This is a genomic window from Pseudomonas spelaei, from assembly GCF_009724245.1.
Classification (GTDB): Bacteria; Pseudomonadota; Gammaproteobacteria; order Pseudomonadales; family Pseudomonadaceae; genus Aquipseudomonas; species Aquipseudomonas spelaei.
The window spans coordinates 151,944-177,350 of sequence record NZ_WNNK01000010.1 but is presented as its reverse complement, the minus strand read 5'-3'; the positions used below and the strand labels follow the sequence as shown (position 1 = coordinate 177,350).

Here is a 25,407-nt window from a genome sequence, read left to right as displayed (position 1 = left end):
TTCGAGTTCCCCAGGGTATGACCATGTCCCAAGACCGTCGCTACAGCTTCGAGTTCTTCCCGACCAAGACCGATGCTGGGCATGAAAAACTGCTCGCCACTGCCCGTCAGTTGGCCAGCTACAACCCCGATTTCTTCTCCTGCACCTACGGTGCCGGTGGCTCGACCCGTGACCGCACGATCAACACCGTGCTGCAGCTGGAAAGCGAAGTCAAAGTCCCGGCCGCTCCGCATTTGTCCTGCGTGGGCGACAGTAAGGCTGACCTGCGCAGCCTGCTGACCCAGTACAAAAGTGCTGGCATCCAGCGCATCGTCGCTCTGCGCGGCGACCTGCCGTCCGGCATGGGCATGGCCAGCGGTGAGCTGCGCTACGCCAATGATCTGGTGAGTTTCATTCGTGAAGAGACCGGTGATCACTTCCATATCGAAGTGGCCGCTTACCCGGAGATGCACCCCCAGGCGCGCAACTTCGAAGACGATCTGCAGAACTTCGTGCGCAAGGCCAACGCCGGCGCCAACAGTGCGATCACCCAGTACTTCTTCAACGCCGACAGCTACTTCTACTTCGTCGAGCGTGTACGGGCCATGGGTGTGAACATTCCGATCGTGCCGGGCATCATGCCTATCACCAACTACAGCAAGCTGGCGCGCTTCTCTGATGCCTGTGGCGCGGAAATCCCACGCTGGGTTCGCAAACAACTGGAAGCCTACGGCGATGACGTCAAGAGCATCCAGGCGTTCGGCGAACAGGTCATCACCCAAATGTGCGAGCGTCTGCTGCAAGGCGGCGCCCCAGGGTTGCACTTCTACACCCTGAACCAGGCCGAACCGAGCCTGGCGGTGTGGAACAACCTCAAGCTGCCCCGCTGATACTTGCCTCCCTGCCCCACCGGCCCTTATTCACCCAAGGGCTGGCGGCGCAATAAAAGTTCAGTATTGATGCTCGAAGATCCCCGTTCCAGAGCTTCTCTTTAGCCTGAGACAGTCGTAACCTCAGGGCATGCCCGTCATTCTCCAGCTGTTGACAGCCGTTCTTTTTGCTTGCCTGAGCCTGACCGCCCAAGGCGAGAAACTGCGCATTGTCACCGAGCCCTGGGCACCTTACGTATACGAAGAAAACGGCACCATGCGCGGGCTGGATTACGAAACCACTGTGATCGTCTTTCAGCGCCTGGGTATCGATGTGCAATGGCAGTTCCTGCCCTGGAAACGTTGCCTGGCCATGCTCGACCAGGGCCAGGCCGACGGTGCGCTGGATATTTTCCATAGCCATGAACGGGACGCCATGCTGCTCTACCCCAGCGAGCCGCTGTCCCAAGTCGAATTCGTGCTGTTCTACGCCAACGAGCGCCCACACACGTTCCAGACACTTGATGACCTGCGCGGCCTGACCATCGGCACCTCGCCGGGCTACCTCTATAGCCCGCAATTCAGCGATTCCACCCTGTTCAACCACGAGCCGGCCCCCAGCCATGAGGCCAACTTCGGCAAATTACTGCGCGGGCGCATCGATTTGCTGATTACTGATCGACGGGTGGGTCAGCATCTGGTCAAGCAGCTTGGGCTGGAACACAAGGTCAGCCAGGCCCCGACGGTGGTCAGCCGCCAGCAGCAATTCCTCGCCGTACGCCGGGGTGCGGGCATGGACCTGCTGGTACAACGCTTTGGCGCCGAACTCAAACGCTTCAAGCAAGAGCCCGCCTACGCGGCCTTGAGCGCTAAATATGCCAGTGCAAACAGTGAAACAGCCGCATTGCCCGGGCCTGTGCAAACCGTTGAGCAGCAGGAAAGCAGCGCGCAGTGATTGCTCTGTTATACTCCGGCCTTTCCGCCAGGCTTACGCCCGGACGCTTGGGTCTGCAAAAGACACCCGAACCCGCTACTGCGCAGCTTTCCAGCCCCGCGCGAGCCATCGAGGTGCCTGCCAGCCCCAGCAGGACCGGACGGGATTGCGTTCATCTAAACGCCATTCGCGCCAGGCAAGACTATCCCTCTGGGCCAAGCCCTAACTAAAACAGGATTACTCATGTCCTTTGCTTCCCTCGGTCTCTCCGAGGCTTTAGTCCGCGCCATCGAGGCAGCGGGCTATACCGAGCCTACTCCGGTGCAACAGCGGGCTATCCCCGCCGTGTTGCAAGGTCGCGACCTGATGGTTGCGGCACAGACAGGTACTGGTAAAACCGGCGGCTTCGCCCTTCCGATCCTGGAGCGGTTGTTCCCCAACGGTCACCCGGACAAATCCCAGCGTCACGGCCCGCGCCAACCGCGCGTACTGGTCCTGACCCCTACCCGCGAACTCGCCGCCCAGGTACATGACAGCTTCAAGCTGTATGCCCGCGACTTGAAGTTCGTCAGCGCCTGCATCTTCGGCGGCGTCGGCATGAACCCACAGGTTCAGGCCATGTCCCGTGGTGTCGACGTACTGGTGGCCTGCCCTGGCCGCTTGCTCGACCTGTGCGGCCAAGGCAGCGTCGACCTGTCCCACGTGGAAATCCTCGTGCTGGACGAAGCCGACCGCATGCTCGACATGGGCTTTGTCCATGACGTGAAGAAAGTGCTCGCGCGCCTGCCGGCCAAGCGCCAGAACCTGCTGTTCTCGGCGACGTTCTCCAACGACATCACCGCTTTGGCGGGCAAGTTGTTGCACAACCCCGAGCGCATTGAAGTCACGCCGCCGAACACCACGGTCGAGCGCATCGAGCAGCGCGTATTCCGTCTGCCGGCCAGCCACAAACGTTCGCTGCTGGCGCACCTGATTACCGCTGGCGCCTGGGAACAGGTCCTGGTCTTCACCCGCACCAAGCATGGCGCCAACCGCCTGGCCGAGTACCTGGACAAGCACGGCCTCACCGCCGTCGCCATCCACGGCAACAAGAGCCAGAACGCGCGGACCAAAGCCCTGGCCGACTTCAAGGCCGGTAGCGTACGCATCCTGGTTGCCACCGATATCGCCGCTCGCGGCCTGGATATCGACCAACTGCCGCACGTGGTCAACTTCGAACTGCCAAACGTCGACGAAGACTACGTACACCGTATCGGCCGTACTGGCCGTGCCGGTCGTTCGGGCGAGGCCATTTCCCTGGTCGCACCGGACGAAGAGAAGCTGCTCAAAAGCATCGAACGCATGACCAAGCAGAAAATCGCCGACGGCGACCTGATGGGCTTCGATTCCAGCGCCGTGGAAGCCGAGAAGCCGGAAGTGCGCGAGCGTCCGGACGTGCGTAACCCACGCAACAACCCACGCGGTCCGAAGGGCGATGGCCCGAACGGCGGCGGTGGTGGTGGCGGTCGTAAAGACAAAGGCAAGGACAAGGGTGGCAAGGACAAACCTGCCGCTGCCCGTGGCGAACGCCCGGCCCGTGAGCAAAAGCCACGTGAAGGCACCCCGGCCCGCGAACAGCGCCAGCCGAGCCAGCCTCCACGCGCTGCCGCTGACCGTGCACCGGACGAGTTCCTCGACGACGATGTGGACAACTTCGGTAACCGCGTTGACTACGTGCCCCAGGCCAAACCGGCCCAGGGCCGTGGCCGTCGTCCAGGTGCCCCGGCACCGGGTGCAGGTGCAGGTGCTCCACGCACCGGCACCGGCCAGCCACAAGGGCGCCAGAACGGTCCGCGCAGCAGCAACGGCGCCACTACCGGCACTCCACCGGCCAAGCGCAGCGGCCCACGCAACGGTGCACCTCGTGACGGTCAAGCCCGTCGCGAAGAGTCGCGCAACCGTCGCCCGGCCCGTGATGATCAACCACGTTTGTCAGAGCCCGCCGTGCAAAACCCGCGCGGCGGCCCTGCGCCGAAGATCATTCACAAAGAGTCGAAAAGCGATCGGACCCTGACACCTGAGCAGTTGGATCAATTGCCAGGCCGTCCTCGCGGTGAAAAACCAGCGCTGCTGACCCGCAACCGCTGAGTTTTTAGAGCAAAAAAAAACGCCCCGACACGTTCGGGGCGTTTTTACATCTGGCTCTTTTCTTGTTAATCGACAGCCACACCCACCTTATGAAAGAGCTTGGCAAAAACAGTCCAACGGCCGTCAACTTTCATCAAGTTCAAGTAATCCACCATGATGTTATCGAACAGGCGCAGGCGAACTTTGACCATGGCCATTTCCGCAGACATCACATCAATCATCAACACCTCGTCCAATCGAGCAAAATCACCTTCCTGGGGCGACTTTCGGCCCTGAACCATGGCACGATACTCGGCGAAGGGGCGTACGGTCACTTGCCCATCCTGCGCGGAATACAGCACCGAGCCAGGATGAAAAACCTGATCGAATTTATTTAAATCCTGGGTTTGCAACACATCAAAATACTCTTTCAACATGCTCTGAATTTCATGAATAACCATACTTGTCTCCCTGATGTTTTAACGGCGTGTTATTTAAATGAAGCACACACCATTAATTATCAGCAGCGCACTTGTTCAGGTATAGCGGCTATTATTAGCCTTTTATGTAAATGGAATTCACCTATTGAAGCTCCCTCCCCTCGCCGCATTGCGGGCCTTTGAAGCACTCGCCCGATTGGGCAAGGTGAGCCAGGCTGCGCTGGAACTGCATGTCACCCACAGTGCCGTCAGCCATCAGATCCGCTCTCTGGAAGAGTACCTCGACGTGGCACTGGTCACGCGCAGCGGGCGCTCATTGGTGTTGACCGATGAGGGCCGTGTCTACGCCTATCAGATCCGACAGGCGCTGGGAGAGATCGCCGGGGTCACCGAGAGGCTTCAGGCGAAGGCCAAGCATGCACAACTGACCGTGTCGGTCCTGCCCTCGTATGGCCTGTTTTGGCTACTGCCTCGGCTCAAAGGCTTCATGAACGCCAACCCCAACCTGCACCTTAAACTGGCCTCCACCATGGAGTTTGTCGGTTTTGAGCAGGGGCTGGTGGATTGTGCAATCCGCTTCGGTCACGGCCAATGGCCCGATGTGCATTGCGAACCCCTGATGGTTGATTCATTGCTGGTAGTCGCCGCTCCCGGATTCAACGGCGGTGCACTGCCAACCACTGCGCAGGCCGTACTGGAACAACCCCTGCTGCATGCCAGTGAAAGCTGGCCGGTCTGGCTCAGCGCTGCAGGAATCGACGGTCAACGCCCGCCCTCCATTCTGGAATTCACCGACTCCACATTACTGCTTGAGGCCGTCAAGCTGGGTTACGGTATTGCACTGACCCGACGCTCGATTGCCCAGGCGCTGATTGAGCGCGGGGAATTGGTCAAACTGACTGATGTGGAACCAGAGCATTCATCACGATACTTTCTGGTCTGGCCCACCGACAGCAAACGATCAATCCAAATATCATCATTACTGGTGTGGCTCAAAGGACAGGTCGCCGAGTACCAAGGCAACCTATAAAAGATCGACAGCAAAACGCCGACCCTGAGGTCGGCGTTTATCATTGACGCAGCGAAAATTACTTCGCTTTCACACCTTCAAACGTGATGTACAACTGAACGTTGTCGGACTGTGGACCAACGTCCATACCATCCTTGTTGAATTCCTTGCGGCTGATGTTGGTGGTGCCTTCAAAACCGGCACGGTAGCCACCCCATGGATCCTTGCCTTCACCCAGGAAGGTTGCCTTGACCACGATTGGCTTGGTCACACCGTGGAAAGTCAGGTCACCGGTCACATCAGCAGTCTGCTTGCCATCAGCATTCTTACCGGTTGGCTTGACGCTGGTGGACACGAACTTGGCGTCAGGGAATTTGCCCGACTCCAGGAAGTCCTTGCTGTTGACGTGCTTGTCGCGCTCGGCGTGGTTACTGAAAACACTGGCGGTGCGAACGTTAACTTCAATCTTGGCATCTTCAGGCTTGGCAGCATCAAAGCTGAACTTGCCGTCCAGGTCCTTGAAGGTACCGGTGATGTAGCTGTAGCCCAAGTGGCTGATCTTGAAGTCGACGAAGGCGTGCTGGCCTTCCTTGTCGATCACGTAATCAGCTGCCATCGCCTGACCGGCAGTCAGCAGAGCAGAACCGATGGCCAGAGCGGCGAGAGTCTTTTTCAACATGCTTTCTATTCCTTGTGAGTCGAGGTTGAACATCAGGCTTTGCGCCCCAGCATACGAACCAGGGTCGCATCACGATCAATAAAGTGGTGTTTCAGAGCAGCCACGCCATGGAGACCGGCAAACACCACCAGCACCCAAGCCAGGTACAAATGCACCACGCCGGCTACGTCTGCCTGGTCCGGTAGACCGGAAACCAGCGCAGGAATTTCAAACAGGCCAAACACCGGAATCCCGACACCGTCTGCGGTGGAAATCAGGTAACCGGCAATCATCACGGCAAACAGCCCGAGATAAAGGAACGCGTGGCCAAATGCTGCACCTATACGAGTCATGCGGCTATAGCTGGCAAGCGGAGGTGGTGGCGGGCTGATCAAGCGCCAGACGATCCGCACCAGCATGATGGCGAACAACGTGATGCCAATGCTTTTGTGCAAGTCGGGGGCGTCTTTACGCCAGGCGCTGTAGTAGTCGAGACCGACCATCCACAAGCCCAACGCGAACAAACCAAACACCACCAGGGCGATGCCCCAGTGCAAAACAATGCTGACCCATCCGTAGCGGGCCGATGAATTACGTAGTTGCATGTACCCAATCCCGTAAGAGCTGCGCCCAAGACTAGCGGTTTACCTATCGAATTAAAGCCCAAAATTTCGCTTTGAAATATCGAGAAATACGATCTTGAGCGTATGAACAGTAAATTAACCAGGGATTAAGGACTATTCAGGAGAAACGTGACAGACCGTCCTGCTTTTAGTACCAATTGCGCCTTCAAGCGCGCAATGGGTTGTGACACAGCCTGGCATTGCATAGGCTTGCGCGATTGTTTCGCCCGCACAGGTTGCGAGCCGCTTCGAGGAGAATGACCATGGGTTTGAATAATCAGTGGATGCAACGCGACCTTGCGGTGCTGTGGCATCCCTGCACCCAGATGAAAGACCACCAGCAACTGCCGCTGATTCCCATCAAGCGCGGTGAAGGCGTGTGGCTGGAAGACTTCGAAGGCAAACGCTACCTCGATGCCGTCAGCTCCTGGTGGGTCAACGTGTTTGGCCACGCCAACCCGCGTATCAACCAGCGTATCAAGGACCAGGTGGACCAACTGGAACACGTGATCCTTGCCGGCTTCAGCCACCAGCCGGTGATCGAACTGTCCGAGCGCCTGGTGAAGATGACACCTGAAGGCCTGACCCGCTGCTTCTACGCCGACAACGGTTCGTCATGTATCGAAGTCGCGCTGAAGATGAGCTTTCACTATTGGCTCAACCGTGGCCTGCCGAACAAGAAGCGCTTTGTCACCCTGACCAACAGCTACCACGGCGAAACCATCGCCGCGATGTCGGTAGGTGATGTGCCGCTGTTCACCGAAACCTACAAGGCCTTGTTGCTGGACACCATCAAGGTGCCGAGCCCCGACTGCTACCTGCGCCCCGAAGGCATGAGCTGGGAAGAGCATTCGCGCGCCATGTTCCTGGCCATGGAGCAGACCCTGGCCGAAAACCACGACACCGTCGCCGCCGTGATCGTCGAACCGCTGATCCAGGGCGCCGGCGGCATGCGCATGTATCACCCGGTGTACCTCAAGCTGCTGCGCGAAGCCTGCGATCGTTATGGCGTGCACCTGATCCACGACGAAATCGCCGTGGGCTTCGGCCGCACCGGGACGATGTTCGCCTGTGAGCAGGCCGGTATTCGCCCGGACTTCCTCTGCCTGTCCAAGGCGTTGACCGGCGGCTATCTGCCCCTGGCGGCCGTGGTGACGACCGAAGACGTCTACAGCGCCTTCTACGACGACTACCCGACCTTGCGCGCGTTCCTGCACTCCCACAGCTACACCGGCAACCCGCTGGCGTGCGCGGCGGCCCTCGCGACCCTGGATATCTTCGAAGAAGACAACGTCATCGAAAACAACAAGGCCCTGGCCCAGCGCATGGCCACGGCCACCGCACACCTGGTGGATCATCCCCATGTGTCGGAAGTGCGCCAGACCGGCATGGTGCTGGCCATCGAGATGGTCCAGGACAAGGCGACCAAGGCCGCTTACCCGTGGCAAGAACGCCGTGGCCTCAAGGTATTCGAACACGCCCTGGAACGCGGCGCGCTGCTGCGACCGCTGGGCAGCGTGGTGTACTTCCTGCCGCCTTACGTGATCACGCCGGAGCAGATCGACTTTCTGGCCGAAGTGGCCAGTGAAGGGATTGATATCGCGACCAACAGTCGCGTCAGCGTGGCGGTGCCCAAGGACTTCCATCCAGGGTTTCGTGATCCGGGCTGATTACCGCTTCTACCTAATTTTTCCAGAGAACAGAAATGAGACTGTCCCGTTTTTTTGTCGACGCCCCGCTGAGCATTGGCGACCACGAGTTGCCCGAAGCCCAGGCCCACTACATCAGCCGTGTATTGCGCATGAGCGAAGGCGACGCCGTGCAGCTGTTCGACGGCTCCGGCCAGGAGTTTCGCGCCAGCCTGCTGGAGGTCGGTAAAAAGCGTGTGGTGGTGCAACTGACCGAAGCGTTCGACGGGCAGATCGAATCCCCGTTGCACATCCACCTCGGCCAAGGCCTGTCTCGAGGCGAGCGGATGGACTGGGCGATCCAGAAAGCCACCGAACTTGGGGTCAACGAAATCACGCCGATCTTCACCGACCGCTGTGAGGTACGCCTCAAGGACGAACGCGCCGACAAACGCCTGCAACACTGGCGCCAGGTGGCAATCAGCGCCTGTGAGCAGTGCGGCCGCTCCAAGGTGCCGGTGATTCATCCACCGCTGTTGCTCGCGGACTGGTTGAAGCAGACCGAGGCGCAATTGAAGTTGGTATTGCACCCCGTGGCTGAGCCGTTGGTGAGCCATGCCAAGCCAGCCAGCCTGGCGTTCTTGATCGGGCCTGAGGGTGGATTGACCGACGGGGAAGTCGAGACCGCACAAGCGGCTGGCTTCCATTCCGCACGGTTGGGCCCGCGCGTACTGCGCACCGAAACTGCGCCGGTAGTGGCGCTGGCAGTTGCCCAACAACTGTGGGGCGATTTCTAACCAAGCCTTGCAAACCCAATCAAATGTGGGAGCGGGCTTGCTCGCGAAAGCGGTGGGTCAGTTGATGAAGATGTTGGCTGACACTCCGCTTTCGCGAGCAAGCCCGCTCCCACATTTTGATCGGGTTACCACTCCATCACTCCACCGGATCACTCACAGGCTTGGCAATAATCGCCTTCAGCTCACGGGTCATCGGAAACTCCAGGTTCAAGCCCTTCGGCGGAATCGGCTGTTCGAACCAGCGCTGGTAAATCCCGTCGATCTCTCCCGAGCTGTACAACCCCGCCAGGGTTTCATTGACCACCGCAAGCAACTGCGGATCATCCTTGCGCACCATACAGCTGTAGATCTCCCGCGACTGCTCCTCCCCTACCACTATCCAGTTATGGGGATCCCTGGCCTTGGCGCGCTCGCCATAGAGCAAGGCGTCATCCATGTAGAACGCGGCCGCCCGCCCCGACTCCAGCATTTTGAAGGCCTCGCCGTGATCCTTGGCACTGATCACGGACATGTTCAGCTTGTGATCGACGTTGTAGCTCTTGAGAAACCGCTCGTTGGTGGTACCGGCGGTGGTGACAACATTCTTGCCCTGCAAATCGGCAAAGCGCTGGATGCCGCTGTTCTTGGCCGTCAGCAGTTGGCCTTTCACGTAAATAAAACCGTAGGAAAACGCGACCTGCTTCTGGCGCTCGGCGGTCACGCCGGTAGAACCACACTCCAGATCCACGGTGCCGTTCTGCACCAGCGCGATACGGGTCTGGGACGTCACCAGGTTGTACTTCACGTTGAGTTTCGGCACACCGGTTTTTTGCTGGATGCGCTCGACAATCTTGTTCGCCAGGTCCACCGAGTAACCCATGGGTTTACCCGTGTTATCTCCCACATAGGAGAACGGCACCGACGCATCGCGGTAGCCCAAGGTGATGCTCTTGGCGTTGGCGATCTTGGCCAAAGTGCCGTCCAGTGATGGCTCGGTGGCGTGAGCCTGAGCGCCCAGCAACAGCCCCAGGGTGCAGCCGATCAACGTGATTTTTTGCATTGTTATTCTCCGTTGGTTTTCTTGTTATTCAGATGCGGCGCGCGGCAATCACGCTGATTTCCACCAGCACGTCCGGGCGCGCCAGCTCCGCTTGCAGGGTGGTGCGGGTCGGCGCCTGGCCCGGTGAAAGCCAGGCCGACCAGACATCATTCATCGGCGCAAAACCGTCCTGGATATTTTTCAGGTAGATGGTCGCGTTGAGCAGGTGATCCTTGTCACTGCCGGCCTCGGCCAACAGTACGTCGATCTTGGCCAGGACTTCCTGGGTCTGGGTCGTCACGTCCCGGCCCTCGCCCGGTACCTGACCAGACAGAAATACCAGGTCCTGAAAGGTCACGGCACCGGAAAGACGGCTATTGCTGTTGATTCGAGTGATGGTCATCGGTGCATCCTCAGGCGGCGCGGGGAGCGAGGCCCTGCATATCAATGGAAGTCGTGTGCCGGCCAATCAGCTCGGCCAGCAGTTGGCCGCTGCCAGAGGCCAGGGTAAACCCCAAGGCACCATGGCCCAGGTTCAACCATAGGTTGCGATAGGCACTGGCACCAATCAGCGGTACACCCGTCGGCGTGGCCGGGCGCATGCCGGCCCATTCAATCGCCCGGTCGTAGTCGCCGGCCAGAGGAAACGTCTCACAGGCCTGGCGTTTCATCAGGGCCAGACGCTTGGGTTCCAGGCGCGAATCGAAACCGACGATGTCCACCATCGCCGCCACCCGCAGTTGTTCACCAATGCGCGCATAGACAATCTTGCGGTCGTAGTCGGTGATGCTGATATTCGGCGCCTGGTGCTGCTCGCCAATCGGCACGCTCAGGCTATAGCCCTTGAGGGGGTACAACGGCAGCGATACGCCAGGCAACGCCAACTCGGCGCTGCGGTGACCCGCCGCCAACACCAGATGCTCCACGGGCAGCACCTCGGCGCCCAACTCAATGGCCTGCACCGTGCCGTCGGCATGGCGAATGCCAGTCACCTTGCGCCCCAGCAGGAACGTACAGCGGCCCGAGGCTTGAAGCCTGAGCGCCAGTTGCAGGCAGAAGCTGTGGCAGTCCGCCACTTCTTCATTGGGCGTGTAGATACCGCCGACAAACCCGCTGTCGCCCAGGGTGGGCTCCAACCGGGCACAGTCCGCCGCCGAGAGCACTTGCTGTTGCAGGCGGTCCGTCACCTTGTTGCGAGCGTGTTCGAAGGTGCCGTGATTGCGAAAGGTCACCAGCTTGCCATTACGTCGCCAATCAAAACCTTCCAGGACGTCCTCCTGGCGCCAGCGCTGCAGCACGTCCTGGCTCAAGCTGGCCAACCGCAGCAGGTGCCCGGCGTTGCGCTTGTTGACCGACGCGCGGCACGCCCCCAGGAAGGAGGCCATCCAGCGCCACTGTGCCGGGTCCATACGCGGACGCAACTTCAATGGTGAGTCGCCCCGCAGCATCCAGCCGATGGCTTGCAGCGGTACGCCTTTATCGGCCAGGGGGGCGACGTAGCGATAGGACAGTTGGCCGCCGTTGGCGAAACTGGTTTCACTGCCCAAGGTTTCCCTTGCTTCAACCACGGTCACTTCAGCGCCTGCACGCACCAGGGCGTAAGCACTTGCCAGGCCGATAACCCCGCCGCCGATGATACAAACCCGCTGAGCCATGTCTGTCCTTACGCCGTTTTTGATCAGGCTTGAACAGTAGGGCCAGGTGACAGGCGCCGAACAATGAATAAAGATGGGTCACCCATAAACAAAGGTTATGGACTCATCATGCGCTTGCGTCATATCGAAATCTTCCAGGCCATACGCCAGACCGGCTCCGTCAGTGCTGCCGCACAATTGCTGCACGTCTCACAGCCAGCGGTGACCAAAGTCTTGCAACATGCCGAATTACAGTTGGGCTTCCCGCTGTTCCTGCGGGTACGCGGCAAGCTGCAGCCCACCCCGGAAGCCCTGGCCCTGGAACGCGAAGTCGACAAAGTCACCGAGAGCCTGCAAGGAGTGCGGCGCCTGGCGCAGAACCTGAGGCGCGCCCCAGGCCAAAGCTTGCGCATCGGTGCCACACCGGCCCTGGCCTTGTCGCTGCTGCCTCCGGCCATTCGTGAATGGACCCAACACTACCCGGACATCGCGTGCGAACTGTCCAGCGCCCACAGCCGAGAGCTGGTGCAAAACCTGTTGATGCGTGAGATGGACGTAGCGTTGACCTTGCAGCCGCCCGATCACCCGGGCCTGAACGCCCAGGCCTTGGCCCACGGTGTGCTGGTGGCGTTGGCGCCTCGGGATTACTGGCCTGAAGCCGAACAGGGCAAACCACTGCCATTGATGGCGCTGGCGGACGCGCCGTTGATTGGCCTGTCCAGCGCCGATCCGCTGGCGGCAAAACTCGACAGTTACCTGGAAACCGTCGATCCACCACCACGGATCAGCATTTCAGTGCAGACCTATTCGCTGGCCCGGGCGATGGTCGAGTCCGGTGCGGGGTTGGCGGTGATCGATCCGTTCACCGCGCTGGGAGCATCCACGGCGATCACCTGTATTCGTCCACTGGCACCGCCATTGCCCATCACTTTGTATGCGCTGACCCGCGCCGATGAACCGCCGCCGCATATGCTGGCAAGCTTGCTGGAGATCTTCGGCAATCGTGCCCAGGAACAGTTGGATCGGCTATAGCACGTACACCATGATCGCCACGAAATGCAGCAGGCTCCCGCCGATCACAAACAGGTGCCAGATCCCGTGGGAGTGCCGCAGCCGATCCTCCAGGGCAAAGAAGATAATGCCCACGGTGTACAAAATGCCGCCCGACGCCAGCCAGATAAAACCTACGGTGCCCAGCGCAGCGATCAACGGTTTGACCGCCACCAGCACGATCCAGCCCATCACCGCATAGATCACGATCGACAGGATGCGCGCCTCGGAGCGCGGCTTGATCTCCTGCAAAATACCGATCACCGCCAGCCCCCAGACAATCCCGAACAGCGTCCAGCCCCACGGCCCGCGCAAGGTCACCAGGCAAAACGGCGTGTAGCTGCCGGCGATCAGCAAGTAGATCGAAAAGTGATCGACCTTCTGCATGATCTCTTTCTTGCGCCCGCGCACGCTGTGATAGACCGTCGATGCGCTGTACAGCACCAATAGCGTGAAACCATAAATCGCCACGCTGACAATCTTCCACGGGCTGCCATCGAGACTGGCAACCACCAACATCCACACTGCGCCGACAAAAGCCGCGACCGCCCCGAGCAAGTGGCTCCAGGCGTTGAATCGTTCCCCGTGATACATGTGTCACTCACCTCGAATAACCGTTACCACCTGGTTGTGCATCTGCACGCGAGACTATTCTGACGTCCGCTGCCCGATATCAGGTAACAACCTTTTCTTCATTTGCCCAAACAGCACGCGCCGATAGATGATTTGCGCCCTCCCCGCCGTTTCCGGAACGCCCCATGCCCGACCTTGAACCTGGCCAGCCTCACCCCAGTCTGTGGCAGTTGTTTTACAACTTCGCCATGGTCGGCCTGCTGGGCTTCGGCGGCGTCATGCCCTGGGCGCGGCAGATGATGGTCGACCGCCGGCAATGGGTCAGTGAGCAGGCTTTCAATGAGCTGCTGACCACCGGTCAGTTTTTCCCCGGCCCCAATATCGCCAACGTCGGCATCATCTACGGCCGCCGCTTGCACGGGTTGCCCGGTGCAATTGTGACCGTCTGCGGGCTGTACCTGTTCCCGTCGCTGATCACCGTACTCGCCGGGTTTGCCTATGCCAAATGGTGGAGCCACGAGGTGGTACAGCAGGTCTTCGGCGCGGTGATGCCGATTGCCACCGGCCTGATGCTCGGCACCACCTTGCGCCTGCTCAAGGCCATGCCCCGGACCCTGGCCAACTACAGCGCCTTTGTCCTGACCTTTGTGTTGATGGCCGTGCTGGTGTTGCCATTGTGGATGGTGCTGCTGATCTGTATCCCAAGCTCGCTGGCCTTGAGTTTCATTGGCGCACAGAAGGCGGCCGGCTGATGCAGACCGCCCTCTTCCACCTGATGATCCAATGCGCGCTGTGGTCGTTGATGTCGATTGGCGGCAACATGGTGGCCGTGAGTGATATCCACCGCTACTCCGTGACAGACATGAACTGGCTCACCGACGCCCAGTTTGTCGCCTTCTTCGCCCTGTCCCAGGCGCTGCCCGGCCCCAACGGCATGCTGCTGGTGTTTATCGGCCAACAAGCTGCCGGCCTGCCCGGTGCCGCAGTCGCGCTACTGGCCAAGCTGGTGCCCTGCTCAGTGCTGACCTACCTGGGCGCCGGCTGGCTGGAGAAACACACCAAGACGCCGTGGGTGCAGCGGGTCAAACGCAGCCTGTTGCCGATTTCCATCGGGCTGATCCTCTCCGCCAGCTACATCCTGATGAACAGCCTGGAAAACAACGCGACCAGCCTGGTGCTGACCCTGGCCAGCGCCGCCGTGGTGTATTACACCCGGCTCAATGCAATCTGGCTGATCATCCTCGGCGTGGTGTTGGGCCTGGTCAGTTCATGGCTGGGAGCGAACTGGTTTTAGGGGCACAATCGACGGTACTCGAACAAGAGTCACACCCATGCTGATCGACGAAGAATTCACCCTCAAGAAGCTGGAAATCTTCCTGGCGTTCATGCGCACCGGCAACCTGGCCCGTGCCGCCGCCGAGTTGCAGACCAGCAACGTCAGCGTGCACCGCGCGATCCACTCGTTGGAAAACGCCCTGCGCTGCCCACTGTTCAAACACGAAGGCCGCAACCTCACACCGCTGGAAAGCGCCTACGTGCTGGAAGAGCGCGCACAAAAGCTGATCCAGGACGTGGTCGACAGCGTGCGCCTGACCCGCGAAGCCGCCGGGTTCTCCGCCGAGCGCTTCAAGCTGGGCTCGCTGTATTCACTGACGGTGAAGACCGTGCCGCAGTTGATCATGGGACTGAAAATCCGCCGCAGCGAGCTAAACATCGACCTGATCCTCGGCTCCAATTTCGACCTGTTGTACAAGCTCAAGAACATGGAAGTCGACGCGATCCTGATCTCCCTGGACGAGCATGCCAACGACCCGGACTGCGAGCAAATCGCACTGTTCTCCGACGATATCTTCCTCGCCACGCCGGCCGACTCACCCTTCGACCGCGAACAGGAAATCGACCTGGCGGACGTGCGCGACGCCACCTTCATCACCCTGACCCAAGGCTTCGCCACTCACCAGGACGGCAACCGCGTATTCAAACAGGCGGGCTTTGCGCCCAAGGTGGCGATGCAGGTCAACGACATCTTCACCCTGCTGAGCATGGTCAGCTCAGGGGTGGGTTATGCGCTGCTGCCGGGGCGGATTGCGGCGGTGTATGAGAACCGGGTGAAGCTGATTCCCCTGCAACCGCGCTATCGGTTGCAGCAGCACATTGGCGTGGTGTTCTTGAAGGCCAAGGAGCGCGATCCGAATCTGCTCGCGCTGTTGGCGGAGTGCCGGATGTATGCCAATCGGCAGGGCTAGTCTGATAAATCGCTATCGCGGGCAAGCCCGCTCCCACATTTGAAATGCATTCCAGGGTGGGAGCGGGCTTGCCCGCGATGAGGCCGGCCCCGTCAACCTGAACCCAGAATTAGCCCACCAACCCGCGCACAATGAAGTAGAGCAACGAAGGCCCCAACAAACACCCCAACCCGGTATGGAAGGTCGCCGTCAACGCACCATAGGGCACCAACCGCCGATCCGTCGCCGCCAAGCCTGCCGTCACACCGCTTACGGTACCTGCCAAGCCGCCAAACACCATCGCCGAACGCGGGTTATCCAGGCCCATCCAGCGCGCTGCCATGGGCGTGCCGACCATCACCAGGATCGCCTTGATCAAGCCGGTCGCGATGGACAGCGCCACCACATCGGAACTCGCGCCCAGCGCCGCACCGGTCACCGGACCGACGATGTAAGTCACCGCCCCCGCGCCGATGGTGGTCATGCTCACCGCATCGCGATAACCAAAGGCCCAGGCAATACTCGCGCCGACAATAAACGGCAGCACCGTGCCCAGCAGCAAGGCAATCGCGCCGATCAGCCCGGCTTTGCGCGCTTCAGTGGCTTGCACTTCAAATGCCGTGGCCACAATCGCAAAGTCCCGCAGCATCGCCCCACCCATCAACCCGATACCGGAAAACAGCGCCACGTCCGCCAACCCTTTCTGCCCGCCCGTGAGCGTGCCGCCGACCCAGGCCAATACCAGCCCGATCACAATGGCGATGGCCGAACCGTGGATCCGGCCGAAGGTCAGGCGCTTGGACAGCACCACGGAAATCCACATCACCACGCCGACGAAAGCAAAGGCAGTGACCAGGCCGTTATGTTCCAACCCTTTCTCGATGAGGTCCCACATATCAGCGACCTCCCGCGACAGGTGAAGCCGGTATCAGCGGATCTTCATCAGGCAGCGGTTCACCCTTGTGGGTGCGACTGATCAGGGCAATGGTGCAGCCGCAAATCACCACCGAACCGATGGCCGCCAGCACCGCCACCGGGCCGCCGTGCAACGCGGTAACCACGTTCTGTTGCGCCGCCATCGCCACCACCACCGGGATATACATTGCGCCCCAGAAGCCGACGCCCATCTCGCAATCCTTGGTCATGCCGCCGCGTTTCTGCATCCATAGCCGCGCGCAAATCAGCAGGATCATCGCGATCCCCACGCCGCCGACATTGGACTTGACCCCCAGCAGAACGCCGAGCAGGTCGCCCATAATCACGCCTGCCAGCGTACAGATCGCCAGCAACGCCACACCGTAAATAATCATGATGGTTGTCCTCAAAGTGCTTCATCGAAATTGTTGTTTTTGTGCTTCGAAAGCCTTGGGTCGAGCGTTATCGGTGGCGGTGTCCCTCCTCTCGCAGCAGTGCCTGCAAGGTGTCCAGTCGTGCGCCTTCGAAGGCGGTCACCGTGCCTTGCTCAAACACCCGTCGCGCCAGGCCGCTGAGCACCGCGCCCGGGGGGAGTTCGATCTGCAGCCGTACGCCGCGCTCGTAGGCGCTTTGCACCGTGCCGCGCCAGTCGACGATGCGGCACATGTTGAAGGCCAGGTCATCGCGCAGTTGTTCAACGTCGCGAACGGGGCGAGCGCGGGTGCTGCTCAGGTAAGTGATGGCCGGGATTTTCAGCGGAACCTGAGCGAATGCCTCGGCCAGCGCTTCGGCAGGTTTTTCCAATAGCGCACAGTGGGACGGCACACTGACGGCCAGGCGTTTGGCAACGCCAGTCCCTCGAACAAGATTCGCCACGGCCTTCATCGCCTCATTGCTGCCGGCAATCACGGTCTGGTTATCGGCGTTGATATTGGCCAGGTAAACAGGGGTTTGTGGGGTGTGAACCTGGGCGATCAGGTCTTCGACAACATTCAATTCCAGGCCGATGATCGCGGTCATGCCATAGCCCTGGGGATACGCTTGCTGCATCAGCTCACCGCGCAAGCTGACCAGCTTGAGCGCGTCGGCAAAGGCCAGGGAGCCTGCGATCACCGCCGCCGGATAGGCTCCAATAGAGAGGCCCGCAACGTAGTCCGGCGTGTGTTCCAGCAAACGCGCACCGGCAACGCCGGCGATCAGCAGGCATAGCTGCACGGCGCGAGTTGAAACCAGTGACTCGGGTGAGTCGAGCGTCAGCACATCTTCATTGAGGGCGGCACTGGCCTCGTCCAGGATCGGGCGAGGCCAGTGTTGGAGCATGCCCACACGCTGGGCGCCCTGCCCCGGAAACACCAGAAGGCTGCTCATACCAAGGCCTGCCAGGGGTCCAGCACCAACTGCGCACCGCTGGCGTTTTTCAGCAACACCCGACGTGATGGGCAGGCCCATTCGCGCAAGGCCACGGCGCCAAACGGGGTTTGCAATTGCAGGTCCACGGCGCACACCGCCGTGTCCAGTATCGCCAGCAGATCCTCTGCATCACCTCGATCAAACCGCGTGGGCGTGCGCAGAATCAAATCCAGATCACTCGCGCCATGCAGCGCTTCAATGCCGCTGGCCAGCTCAAAACCGGCACTGCCGGTGACGCCCCAATTTTCTCGCGCCAGCACCGGCCGCAGTTGATCGAGCGCCTGCAACGCCGGCAAATTCCGTGGCGATATCACATCGCATAGCGCCTCCGGCACCACGCGTCGCTGCACTGCTGCCATCGGCATCACAGCGGCGAAACGCTGCTCGCGCAAACGCCCACGCACGCCCACCGCCACATGCCCGGCCTGTGCAATAGCACGCCGAACCACTACGGGATGCCCGGCACTCAGCGCCTCCAGCACCCACGCGGGCGCATCAGCGGGCGCATGCGCCGGGGTCATGCCCCAGAGCAAATCGTGGGCGTTCACCATTGCTCCCGCAGCAACTGACGCACATGCGCCGACGCGGCACGATTGGCGGCGCCCAGGCGACCACTCAAATCAACACCACCAGCTTGCACATCCTTGATGGCCTGCACCAGGCAGTCGCTCACACGCGCCAAATCTTCCCTCGTCGGTTGTTCAATCTGACTGACCGTCAGCGTTTCCCAGAGCAAGCCCAGGCTGGCAAAACTGTCGATGTCATACGCCATGGGCGGCACGCTGGCGGCCAGGGCTTCGAGTTCTTCAATGCTGCGCAAGGTCACACGCGCCGCCGAAGCCTTGCCCATCGCATGGACCATCACCCCGGGATCGCGCAGGGCGATCAGGCGGTTGGCCTGATAGCCGTGGGCCAGAAATGCACCGGACATGGCCTTGCCCACCAGCAGCGCAATCACCGGGTGCCCGGCCAATCGTGCGCGGGCATAACTGTCAGCGGCAGCGGCCAAGGCCTGATGAATGCCCAACGCTTCTTCACGACGACCATAAGCCTGGCTGGGGACATCGACGATGGCAATCAGCGGGCGTTTGTCACCGGTTTCGATCACTTCATCGACCGCCTTGGCCAAGCCCCAACCTTCGAGCAAACCGACTTCGCCATTTCGCGCACGCGGGAAGCGATTGTGCGGGTCGGTGACCACGGCGATGAAGCGCACGGGTTGATCACCGAGCACGCCATCGGCAACCTTCAAGGAGTTCGGCAAACCACTTACCGTCGTTGCACCCGCACTCAATGCGTTGAACCACTGCAACCCTCTCATGAGCGTTCTCCCTGATACAGATCGCGGACCGTCGCCGGTTCGATTTGCGGTTCGGCGTCCAGTACAGCCAAGCGTTGCAGATAGTGTTGCGCCTGACGACTGCGCTGTTTTACCGGCAAGCCTTGTTGCAGTAACTCAGTGACTTGCTGCTGAATCTGCGCCACATCGTCCGCCACATAACGGTCAGCCAAACCGCTGGCAAAGCGTTGTTCGCCACCGGTCAGGCTCCAGATAAAAGGCCGGTCGCGGGAGTCGTATTCTTCAAGGCCGGCTTCCTGTTCGATCACTTGCGGGCCATTCAGGCCAAGGCGAGCTTCGCGCGTCACCAACAGGTAACTGCACAGTCCTGCAGCAATCGACATACCGCCGAAACAACCCACGCTGCCTGCCACCACGCCGATCACCGGCTGGTATTGGCGCAGGTCGACAATCGCTGCGTGGATATCAGCAATCGCGGCCAAACCAAGATTGGCTTCCTGCAGGCGCACACCGCCGGTTTCCAACAGCAGCACAGCGCGGGTGGGAATGCCGTTGCGGTTGTCCTCGGCAGCCAGCTCCAGGGCGCCGGCAATTTTCGCCCCGCCCACTTCACCGAGACTGCCGCCCTGGAAATTGCCTTCAATCGCGGCGATCACAACGGGCAAGCCGGCAATGGCGCCCTTGGCGATCACAACACCGTCATCTGCTTGAGGCACCACGCCCTGGCGACTCAGCCACGGCGACATCACGCGCTGGAACGGATCGATCAACTCGCGAAAGCTGCCTTTGTCGAGCAAGGCCTTGGCACGCTGCCGGGCGCCGAGTTCGACGAAGCTGTGTTTATTGAGCAAGTCAGTCATGACCGATCTCCTCGAAGCCTTGCTCCAGCCGCAAACGCACCACACCTGGCGTGGCACCGAAGTCGTGGATATCGATGTTCAACGCAGGCGGCGTCTGCTCCTGGAAGATCCGCTCAAACAGGTGCTGCCACCGTTGTTGTGCGCCATTGACCGAGGTCTGCACCTGGATGATCAGCGTCCCGGCAGTGCCCGGTTCCAGCAGCACTTCCAGGTCACCCGAGCCGACGCAACCCACCAACGCCCGGCCCTTGGCCGGCTGCCCGGCGGGGAATTCAAAGGATAAGGTTTCCATCAAGACGCTCCGTCGATGCGGTCGAGAAACAGGCAGGCGGCCAACAGATCGGCGGCGCCACCGGGGGAGGCATTCAGGGCGAGCAGTTGCTGGTCCAGTTCATGCAGCTGACGGCGGCCGGCGAGGCTCGCACTGCCGCCAGCATCCAGCACCGCTTGGGCGCCTTGCTGCATGGCCAGCAACCCTTCCAGGCCTGCGCGGTAGAGCACGCAGGTGTCAGCCAGGTCGGTCATGATCGCCAGCAAGGCGTCGAGGCGGGCGTTCTGTTCGCCGTGGTGTTGCAGGCGGCTTTTTTTCAGTTGTGGCAGGCCGCGTTGCAGCACCGAGGGGAAACCCAGTTGCGCTTCTTCACGAGCACCGCGTGCGCCATAACGTTGGGCGACTTGAGCACCGTGGCTGAGTGGTTGAGGGGCATGGCAATCGTTGAGCAAGGCCAACCGTGCGGCACGTAACGCTACCGCGCCAGCGCCAGTGGATTCGGGTTCCAGCGCAGCAGCAGCAACCAATAATCCGAGGGCCCAGATCGCGCCTCGATGAGTATTCACCCCACCCGTAGTGGTGAGCATTGCCTGCTCGCCCTCACGGCCGATTCGCCCAAGCGCCTCGCGCAACGGCAAACCGATTTGACCCCATTCGATGGCCACTTCAGCCATCTCTTTGAACGCCGGCCACAACGACAGCGCCGACGCATGCATCAGGCCCAGGTGCAAATCACTGTGAGCACCGTTGCCACGGCGGTCCACCAGGGCTGGCTTGGGTGACAGGTCGGCTTCATCGATCAACGCATCTACCGCCAGGTCAGCCAGGCGCTCGGCCAATGTCAGTTTGTACAATTTGAGTGCGTGCATTTACCAGCTCCTGAACTTGGCGGGCGGGTTGTACAAGCCACCGGACCACTCCACCAGATCGGCCACGCTCTTGGCCGCCAGCAGCTCGCGGGTGGCGTCGGTGCGGCGGATGCCGAGGTCTTCGGGCAAGGCGATCAAACCCTCGCGGCGCATACGCGCGGTGTCCTTGGGGTTGTGGCGCATGCCGATGGCCGTCACCCCGGCCACGGCGGCGATCATCGCCTGGCGTTCTTCCAGGGACCGGGCCTTGTACAGGTAGGCAATGCCTTCTTCGGTGAGCAGGTGGGTGACGTCGTCGCCATAGATCATGATCGGCGCCAGGGGCATGCCGCTTTTGCGCGCCACTTCCACCGCGTCAAGGGTTTCGACGAAGGTCGGTTTACCACCCTCCTGGAAAGTCTCGACCATTTGCACCACCAGCTTCTTGCCGCGTTCGAGCAAGGCTTCGGGGGCGTCGTCGTGGCGCATGTCGAGCCAAGCCGGTGTGCCATGGCGGCGACCACGCGGGTCGTGGCCCATGTTCGGCGCTCCCCCAAAACCGGCGAGGCGGCCACGGGTTACGGTGGAGGAATGGCCGTCGCCGTCGACCTGCAAGGTGGCGCCGATAAACAGGTCCACCGCGTATTGGCCGGCCAGTTGGCAGAACATCCGGTTGGAACGCAGGGAGCCGTCGCGGCCGGTGAAGAACACATCCGGACGAGCAGCGATGTAATTTTCCATGCCCAGTTCGGTGCCGAAACAATGCACGCTTTCGACCCAGCCGCTTTCAATGGCGGGGATCAGGGTGGGATGGGGGTTGAGGGTCCAGTTGCGGCAAATCTTGCCCTTAAGTCCGAGAGATTCGCCATAGGTCGGCAGGATCAACTCGATGGCGGCAGTGTTGAAACCGATGCCGTGATTGAGGGATTGGACGTTGTGTTTTTCGTAGATGCCACGGATCGCCATCATCGCCATCAACACATGCACTGGCTTGATGTGCCGGGGGTCGCGGGTGAACAGCGGTTCGATGTAGAAGGGTTTGTCGGCGACCACCACGAAGTCGACCCAGGAGGCCGGGATATCCACGCGAGGCAAGTCGCTGACGTCATCCACCAACTGATTGACCTGGACGATCACGATCCCATCGCTGAAGGCTGCTGGTTCGATCAAGGCTGGCGTGTCTTCGGTGCTGGGCCCGGTGTAGATATTGCCGGCACGGTCAGCCATGAAACCGGCAGACAACACCACGTTGGGGATCAGGTCCACCACCAGCCGCGCGTAGAGTTCGATGTAGGTGTGAATCGCACCGATTTCCAGCAGGCCGTCTTCCAGTAACTGGCTGATGCGCAGGGATTGGGTGCCGGCGAAGGAAAAGTCCAGCTTGCGGGCGATGCCCTTTTCAAACAGGTCCAGGTGCTCGGAACGGCCAACACTGGGCATGATCATGTGCAAATCGTGGAGCTTGGCGGGATCGGCCTTGGCCAGGGAGCGCGAGAGGAAATCGGCCTGCTTCTGGTTGTTGCCCTCCAGTACCACGCGGTCGCCGGGGAGGATCAGCGCTTCCAGGGCCTCGACGATACGGTCGCTGGGCAACACGGCACCATTGGCGAACGACGCTACTCGCGCCAGCCTGCGCTGCTTCTCGTCGCGCCGCCGCGTCCAGCGCGAGTCGGGGGAAGTTGTTGTCATGGTCGCTCCACGGGATTTGCTGTCGTGGGCTGTACCTTAGGAGGGTATTGGGAGGGCATCAATCAAGCTGGGCAGCGAACCGTTACGATTGGAGTAATGGTTTGCCAGCAAACGCGAGGCTCGGACTCAACGCAATTTAAGTGTCAGCCCTTTCAAGGTCTTTGAGAGTGCAGCCAAATACGGTTGAAACATCCAGCTCAGGCCAGTGAAGATCAACTGTGGGAGTTGTCGAGCTTTAGCGAGGCTGCGATAGCGGTGGGTCAGGCACCCTCAATGTTGGCTGTGCCGACGTCATCGCAGCCTCGCTAAAGCTCGACAACTCCCACAAGGGTTTTACGTCGTCGGTTAGATCTTCATTCCTGGCCTAATGCGACGGGCTTTTCAAAGACCTTGAAAGGGCTGACTTTAAGTGTGGGAGCGGCGGTGTTCGTGCAAACGTGCGCAGCAGTCCCAAAATGGGAACGATCAGTCCCTATTTGGGACCGATCCATTTTTATGGAACAGACGATGGAGCCACCTGTTCCAGTGCCTGATCCACCAACAACTGCCCCAGCTCACTCATCTGCTGAATCGCCAACACTACGCCACGCTGCGAGCCTTCCAATTCAAAGGCCAAGTTAGAGGCCAACGCATTAAGCGAAGCAAACGCTTCTGAGGCGCTGGCCAACAGGGCTTCAGTGTTTTGGTAAGGGTTCACGGTGAACAGCGTAGTTGGAGGAGATATGGATTTACGCATGAGGTGCGATTCCTAAACAGATTAGTAAGGAACGCCCGGAGAGCTCGGGCGTCTATGACGCCCTAAACAGATTTGTCAGGCTTGCACGCCCGAGCCAGCGCTATTGCGATGACGGACGAAGACTAGGCGCGATCACAGGGCACAACAAGTTCATGCACAGCGCGAGAAGTTGCAGGAAAAATCCGACCGAGCGCTCAACGCGCCATAACGTTAACCACCACATGCAAAATGAACGCAGGCCCATAACAGGGTTTCCCCTGCGCATCCTCGATTCTCCAGATTGACGCCACCGTGCAAGTCTCCCTGGGCGCTGCAAACTCCACGCTGATGTGCACGGGCTGACCCGGCAGGGTATCGGCAATGGGGAGCTCGTTGTGCAGGCTACGCAGATGAGTATCCATCACGACCTCCAACTGGCCTTGTGCATCAGCACGGCGGGCAATCACATATTCCCCGTCTACACGCACCAATCGTCGTCCGCGCCAGGGTCGTGTGCCCAGATTCTGAATTTCCCAGGTTTTCTGAAAAACTTCCCCTGGCAACACAACCGTTTGATCGGGCGTAGTGACATCGGCATTGAACACCGCAACATCGTCCGGATCATTAATACCTACAGCCCGATTGGTCGTCGCCATCGAGCAAGCATTTGCTGGCGCGCCTGTCAGGTCAGCAAAGTAGCGAAACAGCAACAGAGGAGAAACCTGCAACGCCTTGGCCAGCTTGATCAGCGTGCGTACCGATGGGTCCTTGGACGCGCCGCCCGCCAGACCGTACAGGTAAGTTCTGGAGATCCCTGCCTCCCTGGCCAACGTAGTCAGAGGCTTGCCCAACTCTCGGCTGCGTCGCACAACCAGTGCCCTGAGGGTATCCCGCGTTTTTATATTCATACGGCGTTTTCGGTTCCCACTTTTAGGTGAACGTCATTTCTTTGTCCGCCAAAAAAGACAACCTGCCCGCCGCCACGTGTCTTGAACCCTGCACACTCGCCACCTGCTGGCGATGTTGTGAAGGACATGGATGGGTCCCTTTTAGTCGGTCATATCCAGTGTCGTAGTTTCTCGCATGCTTGCGAACCTAGTGTTTGTTGCATTCCTTTACACCTACCTTTGGATACCGGTTTCGGTAATCCCCCCCTTCAATTGACCTGATATTCAGGCGGCCCGAGCATTTCATGATTCCTGACTTCAACGCTCTTTATCTCGAAGGCCTGCTATTGGGCATCGGACTGTTCGCCGCGCCTGGACCGAAGGACACCCTGGTCATTCGCCAGGGTGTCAGTCGCGGTCCAATCTGGGGGGTGGTGGCGGTATGTGTGTTCGCCGATATCCTCCTCATTGGCCTTGGGGTCATGGGCTTAGGCTCGTTGCTCGGCAGCCAGCCAGGTTTGGTGGCGTTCCTGCTGCTGTCGGGAGCGGTCTATCTGTTGTGGTTCGGCTGGCAGCGGTTATTGGCTTGTGTGCGTAACCAGTCGATGCCAGAGACTCAGGGCAACCTCACTTCACAGCAAGGGTTGCTGCGCACGGCGGTGATACTTGGATTTGCCAATCCATATGCCTGGCTCGATACCGTGGTGCTGATAGGCTCTATTGGTGCGGCAAAGCCCGTCAGCCAACAAGCGTTCTTTGCCAGCGGAGCGATGACCGCATCGCTGGTGTGGTTTGTTGTTTTGGCGTTGGGGTGTCAAAGGCTGACGGGGCTATTTCGTTCGGCAAAAGTCTGGCGTTTATTAGACGCTGGCGTGACGATTTTGATGGTGTACCTGGCGGGCATGCTGATTGCTGATTTTCTGGTGCTGCACCCTCTCTGAGCCCAACCCATATTGCTCGTTTCCATGC

At 60.2% G+C, this 25,407-nt stretch carries 29 protein-coding genes; 11 read left to right on the top strand and 18 right to left on the bottom strand.

Features of this window, described 5'->3' with window-relative positions:
* The first annotated feature begins 23 nt into the window (after positions 1-23).
* The 3 genes from metF to rhlE2 all read left to right on the top strand — a co-directional run bounded on the left by metF (position 24) and on the right by rhlE2 (position 3,909).
* Positions 24-869 carry a methylenetetrahydrofolate reductase [NAD(P)H] gene (metF, locus tag GNF76_RS14155; protein WP_155583767.1) on the top strand — a complete coding sequence of 282 codons (846 nt, stop codon included), beginning with the start codon at positions 24-26 and terminating at the stop codon, positions 867-869.
* A gap of 130 nt (positions 870-999) precedes the next feature.
* Complete coding sequence (locus GNF76_RS14150) at positions 1,000-1,803, top strand: substrate-binding periplasmic protein (protein WP_155583766.1); 804 nt, start codon at positions 1,000-1,002, stop codon at positions 1,801-1,803.
* Positions 1,804-2,025: 222 nt separating this feature from the next.
* Positions 2,026-3,909: an RNA helicase RhlE2 gene (gene rhlE2, locus GNF76_RS14145; RefSeq protein ID WP_155583765.1), complete on the top strand. Its 1,884-nt coding sequence runs from the start codon at positions 2,026-2,028 to the stop codon at positions 3,907-3,909.
* A 65-nt stretch (positions 3,910-3,974) separates the two neighbouring features.
* On the opposite strand, the gene GNF76_RS14140 is transcribed toward rhlE2, so the two are convergent.
* Positions 3,975-4,349 carry a nuclear transport factor 2 family protein gene (locus tag GNF76_RS14140; protein WP_155583764.1) on the bottom strand — a complete coding sequence of 125 codons (375 nt, stop codon included), beginning with the start codon at positions 4,347-4,349 and terminating at the stop codon, positions 3,975-3,977.
* 124 nt (positions 4,350-4,473) lie between these two features.
* On the opposite strand from GNF76_RS14140, the gene GNF76_RS14135 reads away from it, so the two are divergent.
* Positions 4,474-5,358, top strand: a complete 885-nt coding sequence (locus tag GNF76_RS14135; protein WP_155583763.1) for a LysR substrate-binding domain-containing protein — start codon at positions 4,474-4,476, stop codon at positions 5,356-5,358.
* 58 nt (positions 5,359-5,416) lie between these two features.
* On the opposite strand, the gene GNF76_RS14130 is transcribed toward GNF76_RS14135, so the two are convergent.
* On the bottom strand, positions 5,417-6,016 hold the full coding sequence (locus GNF76_RS14130; RefSeq protein WP_155583762.1) for a YceI family protein: 600 nt from the start codon (positions 6,014-6,016) through the stop codon (positions 5,417-5,419).
* 32 nt (positions 6,017-6,048) lie between these two features.
* Positions 6,049-6,600, bottom strand: a complete 552-nt coding sequence (locus tag GNF76_RS14125) for a cytochrome b (RefSeq protein ID WP_155583761.1) — start codon at positions 6,598-6,600, stop codon at positions 6,049-6,051.
* A 281-nt stretch (positions 6,601-6,881) separates the two neighbouring features.
* Between GNF76_RS14125 and GNF76_RS14120 the strand changes: the two genes are divergently transcribed.
* Both GNF76_RS14120 and GNF76_RS14115 read left to right on the top strand, forming a co-directional pair.
* Positions 6,882-8,288, top strand: a complete 1,407-nt coding sequence (locus tag GNF76_RS14120) for an adenosylmethionine--8-amino-7-oxononanoate transaminase (RefSeq protein ID WP_155583760.1) — start codon at positions 6,882-6,884, stop codon at positions 8,286-8,288.
* A gap of 35 nt (positions 8,289-8,323) precedes the next feature.
* A complete protein-coding gene (locus tag GNF76_RS14115) occupies positions 8,324-9,043 on the top strand; it encodes a 16S rRNA (uracil(1498)-N(3))-methyltransferase (protein WP_155583759.1) in 720 nt (239 codons plus the stop codon).
* A gap of 136 nt (positions 9,044-9,179) precedes the next feature.
* On the opposite strand, the gene GNF76_RS14110 is transcribed toward GNF76_RS14115, so the two are convergent.
* Genes GNF76_RS14110 through GNF76_RS14100 form a run of 3 tightly spaced genes read right to left on the bottom strand, consistent with a single transcriptional unit; the run spans position 9,180 to position 11,716 of the window.
* Entirely contained in the window at positions 9,180-10,082 is a 903-nt protein-coding gene (locus tag GNF76_RS14110) for a transporter substrate-binding domain-containing protein (protein ID WP_155583758.1), read from the bottom strand.
* A 28-nt stretch (positions 10,083-10,110) separates the two neighbouring features.
* A complete protein-coding gene (locus GNF76_RS14105; protein ID WP_155583757.1) occupies positions 10,111-10,464 on the bottom strand; it encodes a RidA family protein in 354 nt (117 codons plus the stop codon).
* Positions 10,465-10,474: 10 nt separating this feature from the next.
* Positions 10,475-11,716 carry a D-amino acid dehydrogenase gene (locus GNF76_RS14100; RefSeq protein WP_155583756.1) on the bottom strand — a complete coding sequence of 414 codons (1,242 nt, stop codon included), beginning with the start codon at positions 11,714-11,716 and terminating at the stop codon, positions 10,475-10,477.
* A 108-nt stretch (positions 11,717-11,824) separates the two neighbouring features.
* Here GNF76_RS14100 and GNF76_RS14095 point away from each other — a divergent pair, with 108 nt between their 5' ends.
* Positions 11,825-12,727: a LysR family transcriptional regulator gene (locus GNF76_RS14095; protein WP_155583755.1), complete on the top strand. Its 903-nt coding sequence runs from the start codon at positions 11,825-11,827 to the stop codon at positions 12,725-12,727.
* On the opposite strand, the gene trhA is transcribed toward GNF76_RS14095, so the two are convergent.
* On the bottom strand, positions 12,722-13,339 hold the full coding sequence (gene trhA / locus GNF76_RS14090) for a PAQR family membrane homeostasis protein TrhA (RefSeq protein ID WP_155583754.1): 618 nt from the start codon (positions 13,337-13,339) through the stop codon (positions 12,722-12,724). The genes GNF76_RS14095 and trhA overlap by 6 nt on opposite strands.
* A gap of 164 nt (positions 13,340-13,503) precedes the next feature.
* On the opposite strand from trhA, the gene GNF76_RS14085 reads away from it, so the two are divergent.
* From GNF76_RS14085 to GNF76_RS14075, 3 genes are read left to right on the top strand one after another with little or no spacing between them, the layout of a single operon-like run.
* Positions 13,504-14,070, top strand: coding sequence for a chromate transporter (locus GNF76_RS14085; RefSeq protein ID WP_155583753.1), 567 nt, complete (start codon positions 13,504-13,506; stop codon positions 14,068-14,070).
* Positions 14,070-14,612 carry a chromate transporter gene (locus tag GNF76_RS14080; protein ID WP_155583752.1) on the top strand — a complete coding sequence of 181 codons (543 nt, stop codon included), beginning with the start codon at positions 14,070-14,072 and terminating at the stop codon, positions 14,610-14,612. Before GNF76_RS14085 ends, GNF76_RS14080 begins: the two co-directional genes overlap by 1 nt.
* A 37-nt stretch (positions 14,613-14,649) precedes the next feature.
* The gene (locus GNF76_RS14075) at positions 14,650-15,564 is read left to right on the top strand and encodes a LysR family transcriptional regulator (RefSeq protein WP_155583751.1); all 915 of its coding nucleotides are present in this window, start codon (positions 14,650-14,652) and stop codon (positions 15,562-15,564) included.
* 109 nt (positions 15,565-15,673) lie between these two features.
* Here GNF76_RS14075 and madM read toward each other — a convergent pair whose 3' ends face one another.
* From madM to GNF76_RS14020, 11 genes are all read right to left on the bottom strand, one after another.
* Complete coding sequence (gene madM, locus GNF76_RS14070) at positions 15,674-16,438, bottom strand: malonate transporter subunit MadM (RefSeq protein ID WP_155583750.1); 765 nt, start codon at positions 16,436-16,438, stop codon at positions 15,674-15,676.
* A gap of 1 nt (position 16,439) precedes the next feature.
* Positions 16,440-16,853: a malonate transporter subunit MadL gene (madL, locus tag GNF76_RS14065; protein WP_155583749.1), complete on the bottom strand. Its 414-nt coding sequence runs from the start codon at positions 16,851-16,853 to the stop codon at positions 16,440-16,442.
* Between the two features lie 67 nt (positions 16,854-16,920).
* The gene (gene mdcH, locus GNF76_RS14060) at positions 16,921-17,826 is read right to left on the bottom strand and encodes a malonate decarboxylase subunit epsilon (RefSeq protein ID WP_155583748.1); all 906 of its coding nucleotides are present in this window, start codon (positions 17,824-17,826) and stop codon (positions 16,921-16,923) included.
* The gene (locus tag GNF76_RS14055; RefSeq protein WP_155583747.1) at positions 17,823-18,419 is read right to left on the bottom strand and encodes a malonate decarboxylase holo-ACP synthase; all 597 of its coding nucleotides are present in this window, start codon (positions 18,417-18,419) and stop codon (positions 17,823-17,825) included. Before GNF76_RS14055 ends, mdcH begins: the two co-directional genes overlap by 4 nt.
* Entirely contained in the window at positions 18,413-19,189 is a 777-nt protein-coding gene (mdcE, locus tag GNF76_RS14050) for a biotin-independent malonate decarboxylase subunit gamma (RefSeq protein WP_155583746.1), read from the bottom strand. Before mdcE ends, GNF76_RS14055 begins: the two co-directional genes overlap by 7 nt.
* Positions 19,186-20,028 (bottom strand): biotin-independent malonate decarboxylase subunit beta, encoded by an 843-nt coding sequence (locus tag GNF76_RS14045; protein WP_155583745.1) that lies wholly within the window; start codon positions 20,026-20,028, stop codon positions 19,186-19,188. Before GNF76_RS14045 ends, mdcE begins: the two co-directional genes overlap by 4 nt.
* Positions 20,021-20,320: a malonate decarboxylase subunit delta gene (locus GNF76_RS14040; protein WP_155583744.1), complete on the bottom strand. Its 300-nt coding sequence runs from the start codon at positions 20,318-20,320 to the stop codon at positions 20,021-20,023. The genes GNF76_RS14045 and GNF76_RS14040 overlap by 8 nt, the downstream gene beginning before the upstream one ends.
* On the bottom strand, positions 20,320-21,168 hold the full coding sequence (locus GNF76_RS14035) for a triphosphoribosyl-dephospho-CoA synthase (RefSeq protein WP_155583743.1): 849 nt from the start codon (positions 21,166-21,168) through the stop codon (positions 20,320-20,322). The genes GNF76_RS14040 and GNF76_RS14035 overlap by 1 nt, the downstream gene beginning before the upstream one ends.
* Entirely contained in the window at positions 21,169-22,836 is a 1,668-nt protein-coding gene (gene mdcA / locus GNF76_RS14030; RefSeq protein WP_155583742.1) for a malonate decarboxylase subunit alpha, read from the bottom strand.
* A 493-nt stretch (positions 22,837-23,329) separates the two neighbouring features.
* On the bottom strand, positions 23,330-23,572 hold the full coding sequence (locus GNF76_RS14025; RefSeq protein ID WP_155583741.1) for a DUF6124 family protein: 243 nt from the start codon (positions 23,570-23,572) through the stop codon (positions 23,330-23,332).
* Positions 23,573-23,766: 194 nt separating this feature from the next.
* The gene (locus tag GNF76_RS14020) at positions 23,767-24,402 is read right to left on the bottom strand and encodes an NBR1-Ig-like domain-containing protein (RefSeq protein ID WP_246211907.1); all 636 of its coding nucleotides are present in this window, start codon (positions 24,400-24,402) and stop codon (positions 23,767-23,769) included.
* Positions 24,403-24,743: 341 nt separating this feature from the next.
* Between GNF76_RS14020 and GNF76_RS14015 the strand changes: the two genes are divergently transcribed.
* Complete coding sequence (locus tag GNF76_RS14015; RefSeq protein WP_155583739.1) at positions 24,744-25,379, top strand: LysE/ArgO family amino acid transporter; 636 nt, start codon at positions 24,744-24,746, stop codon at positions 25,377-25,379.
* The last annotated feature ends 28 nt before the right edge of the window (positions 25,380-25,407 follow it).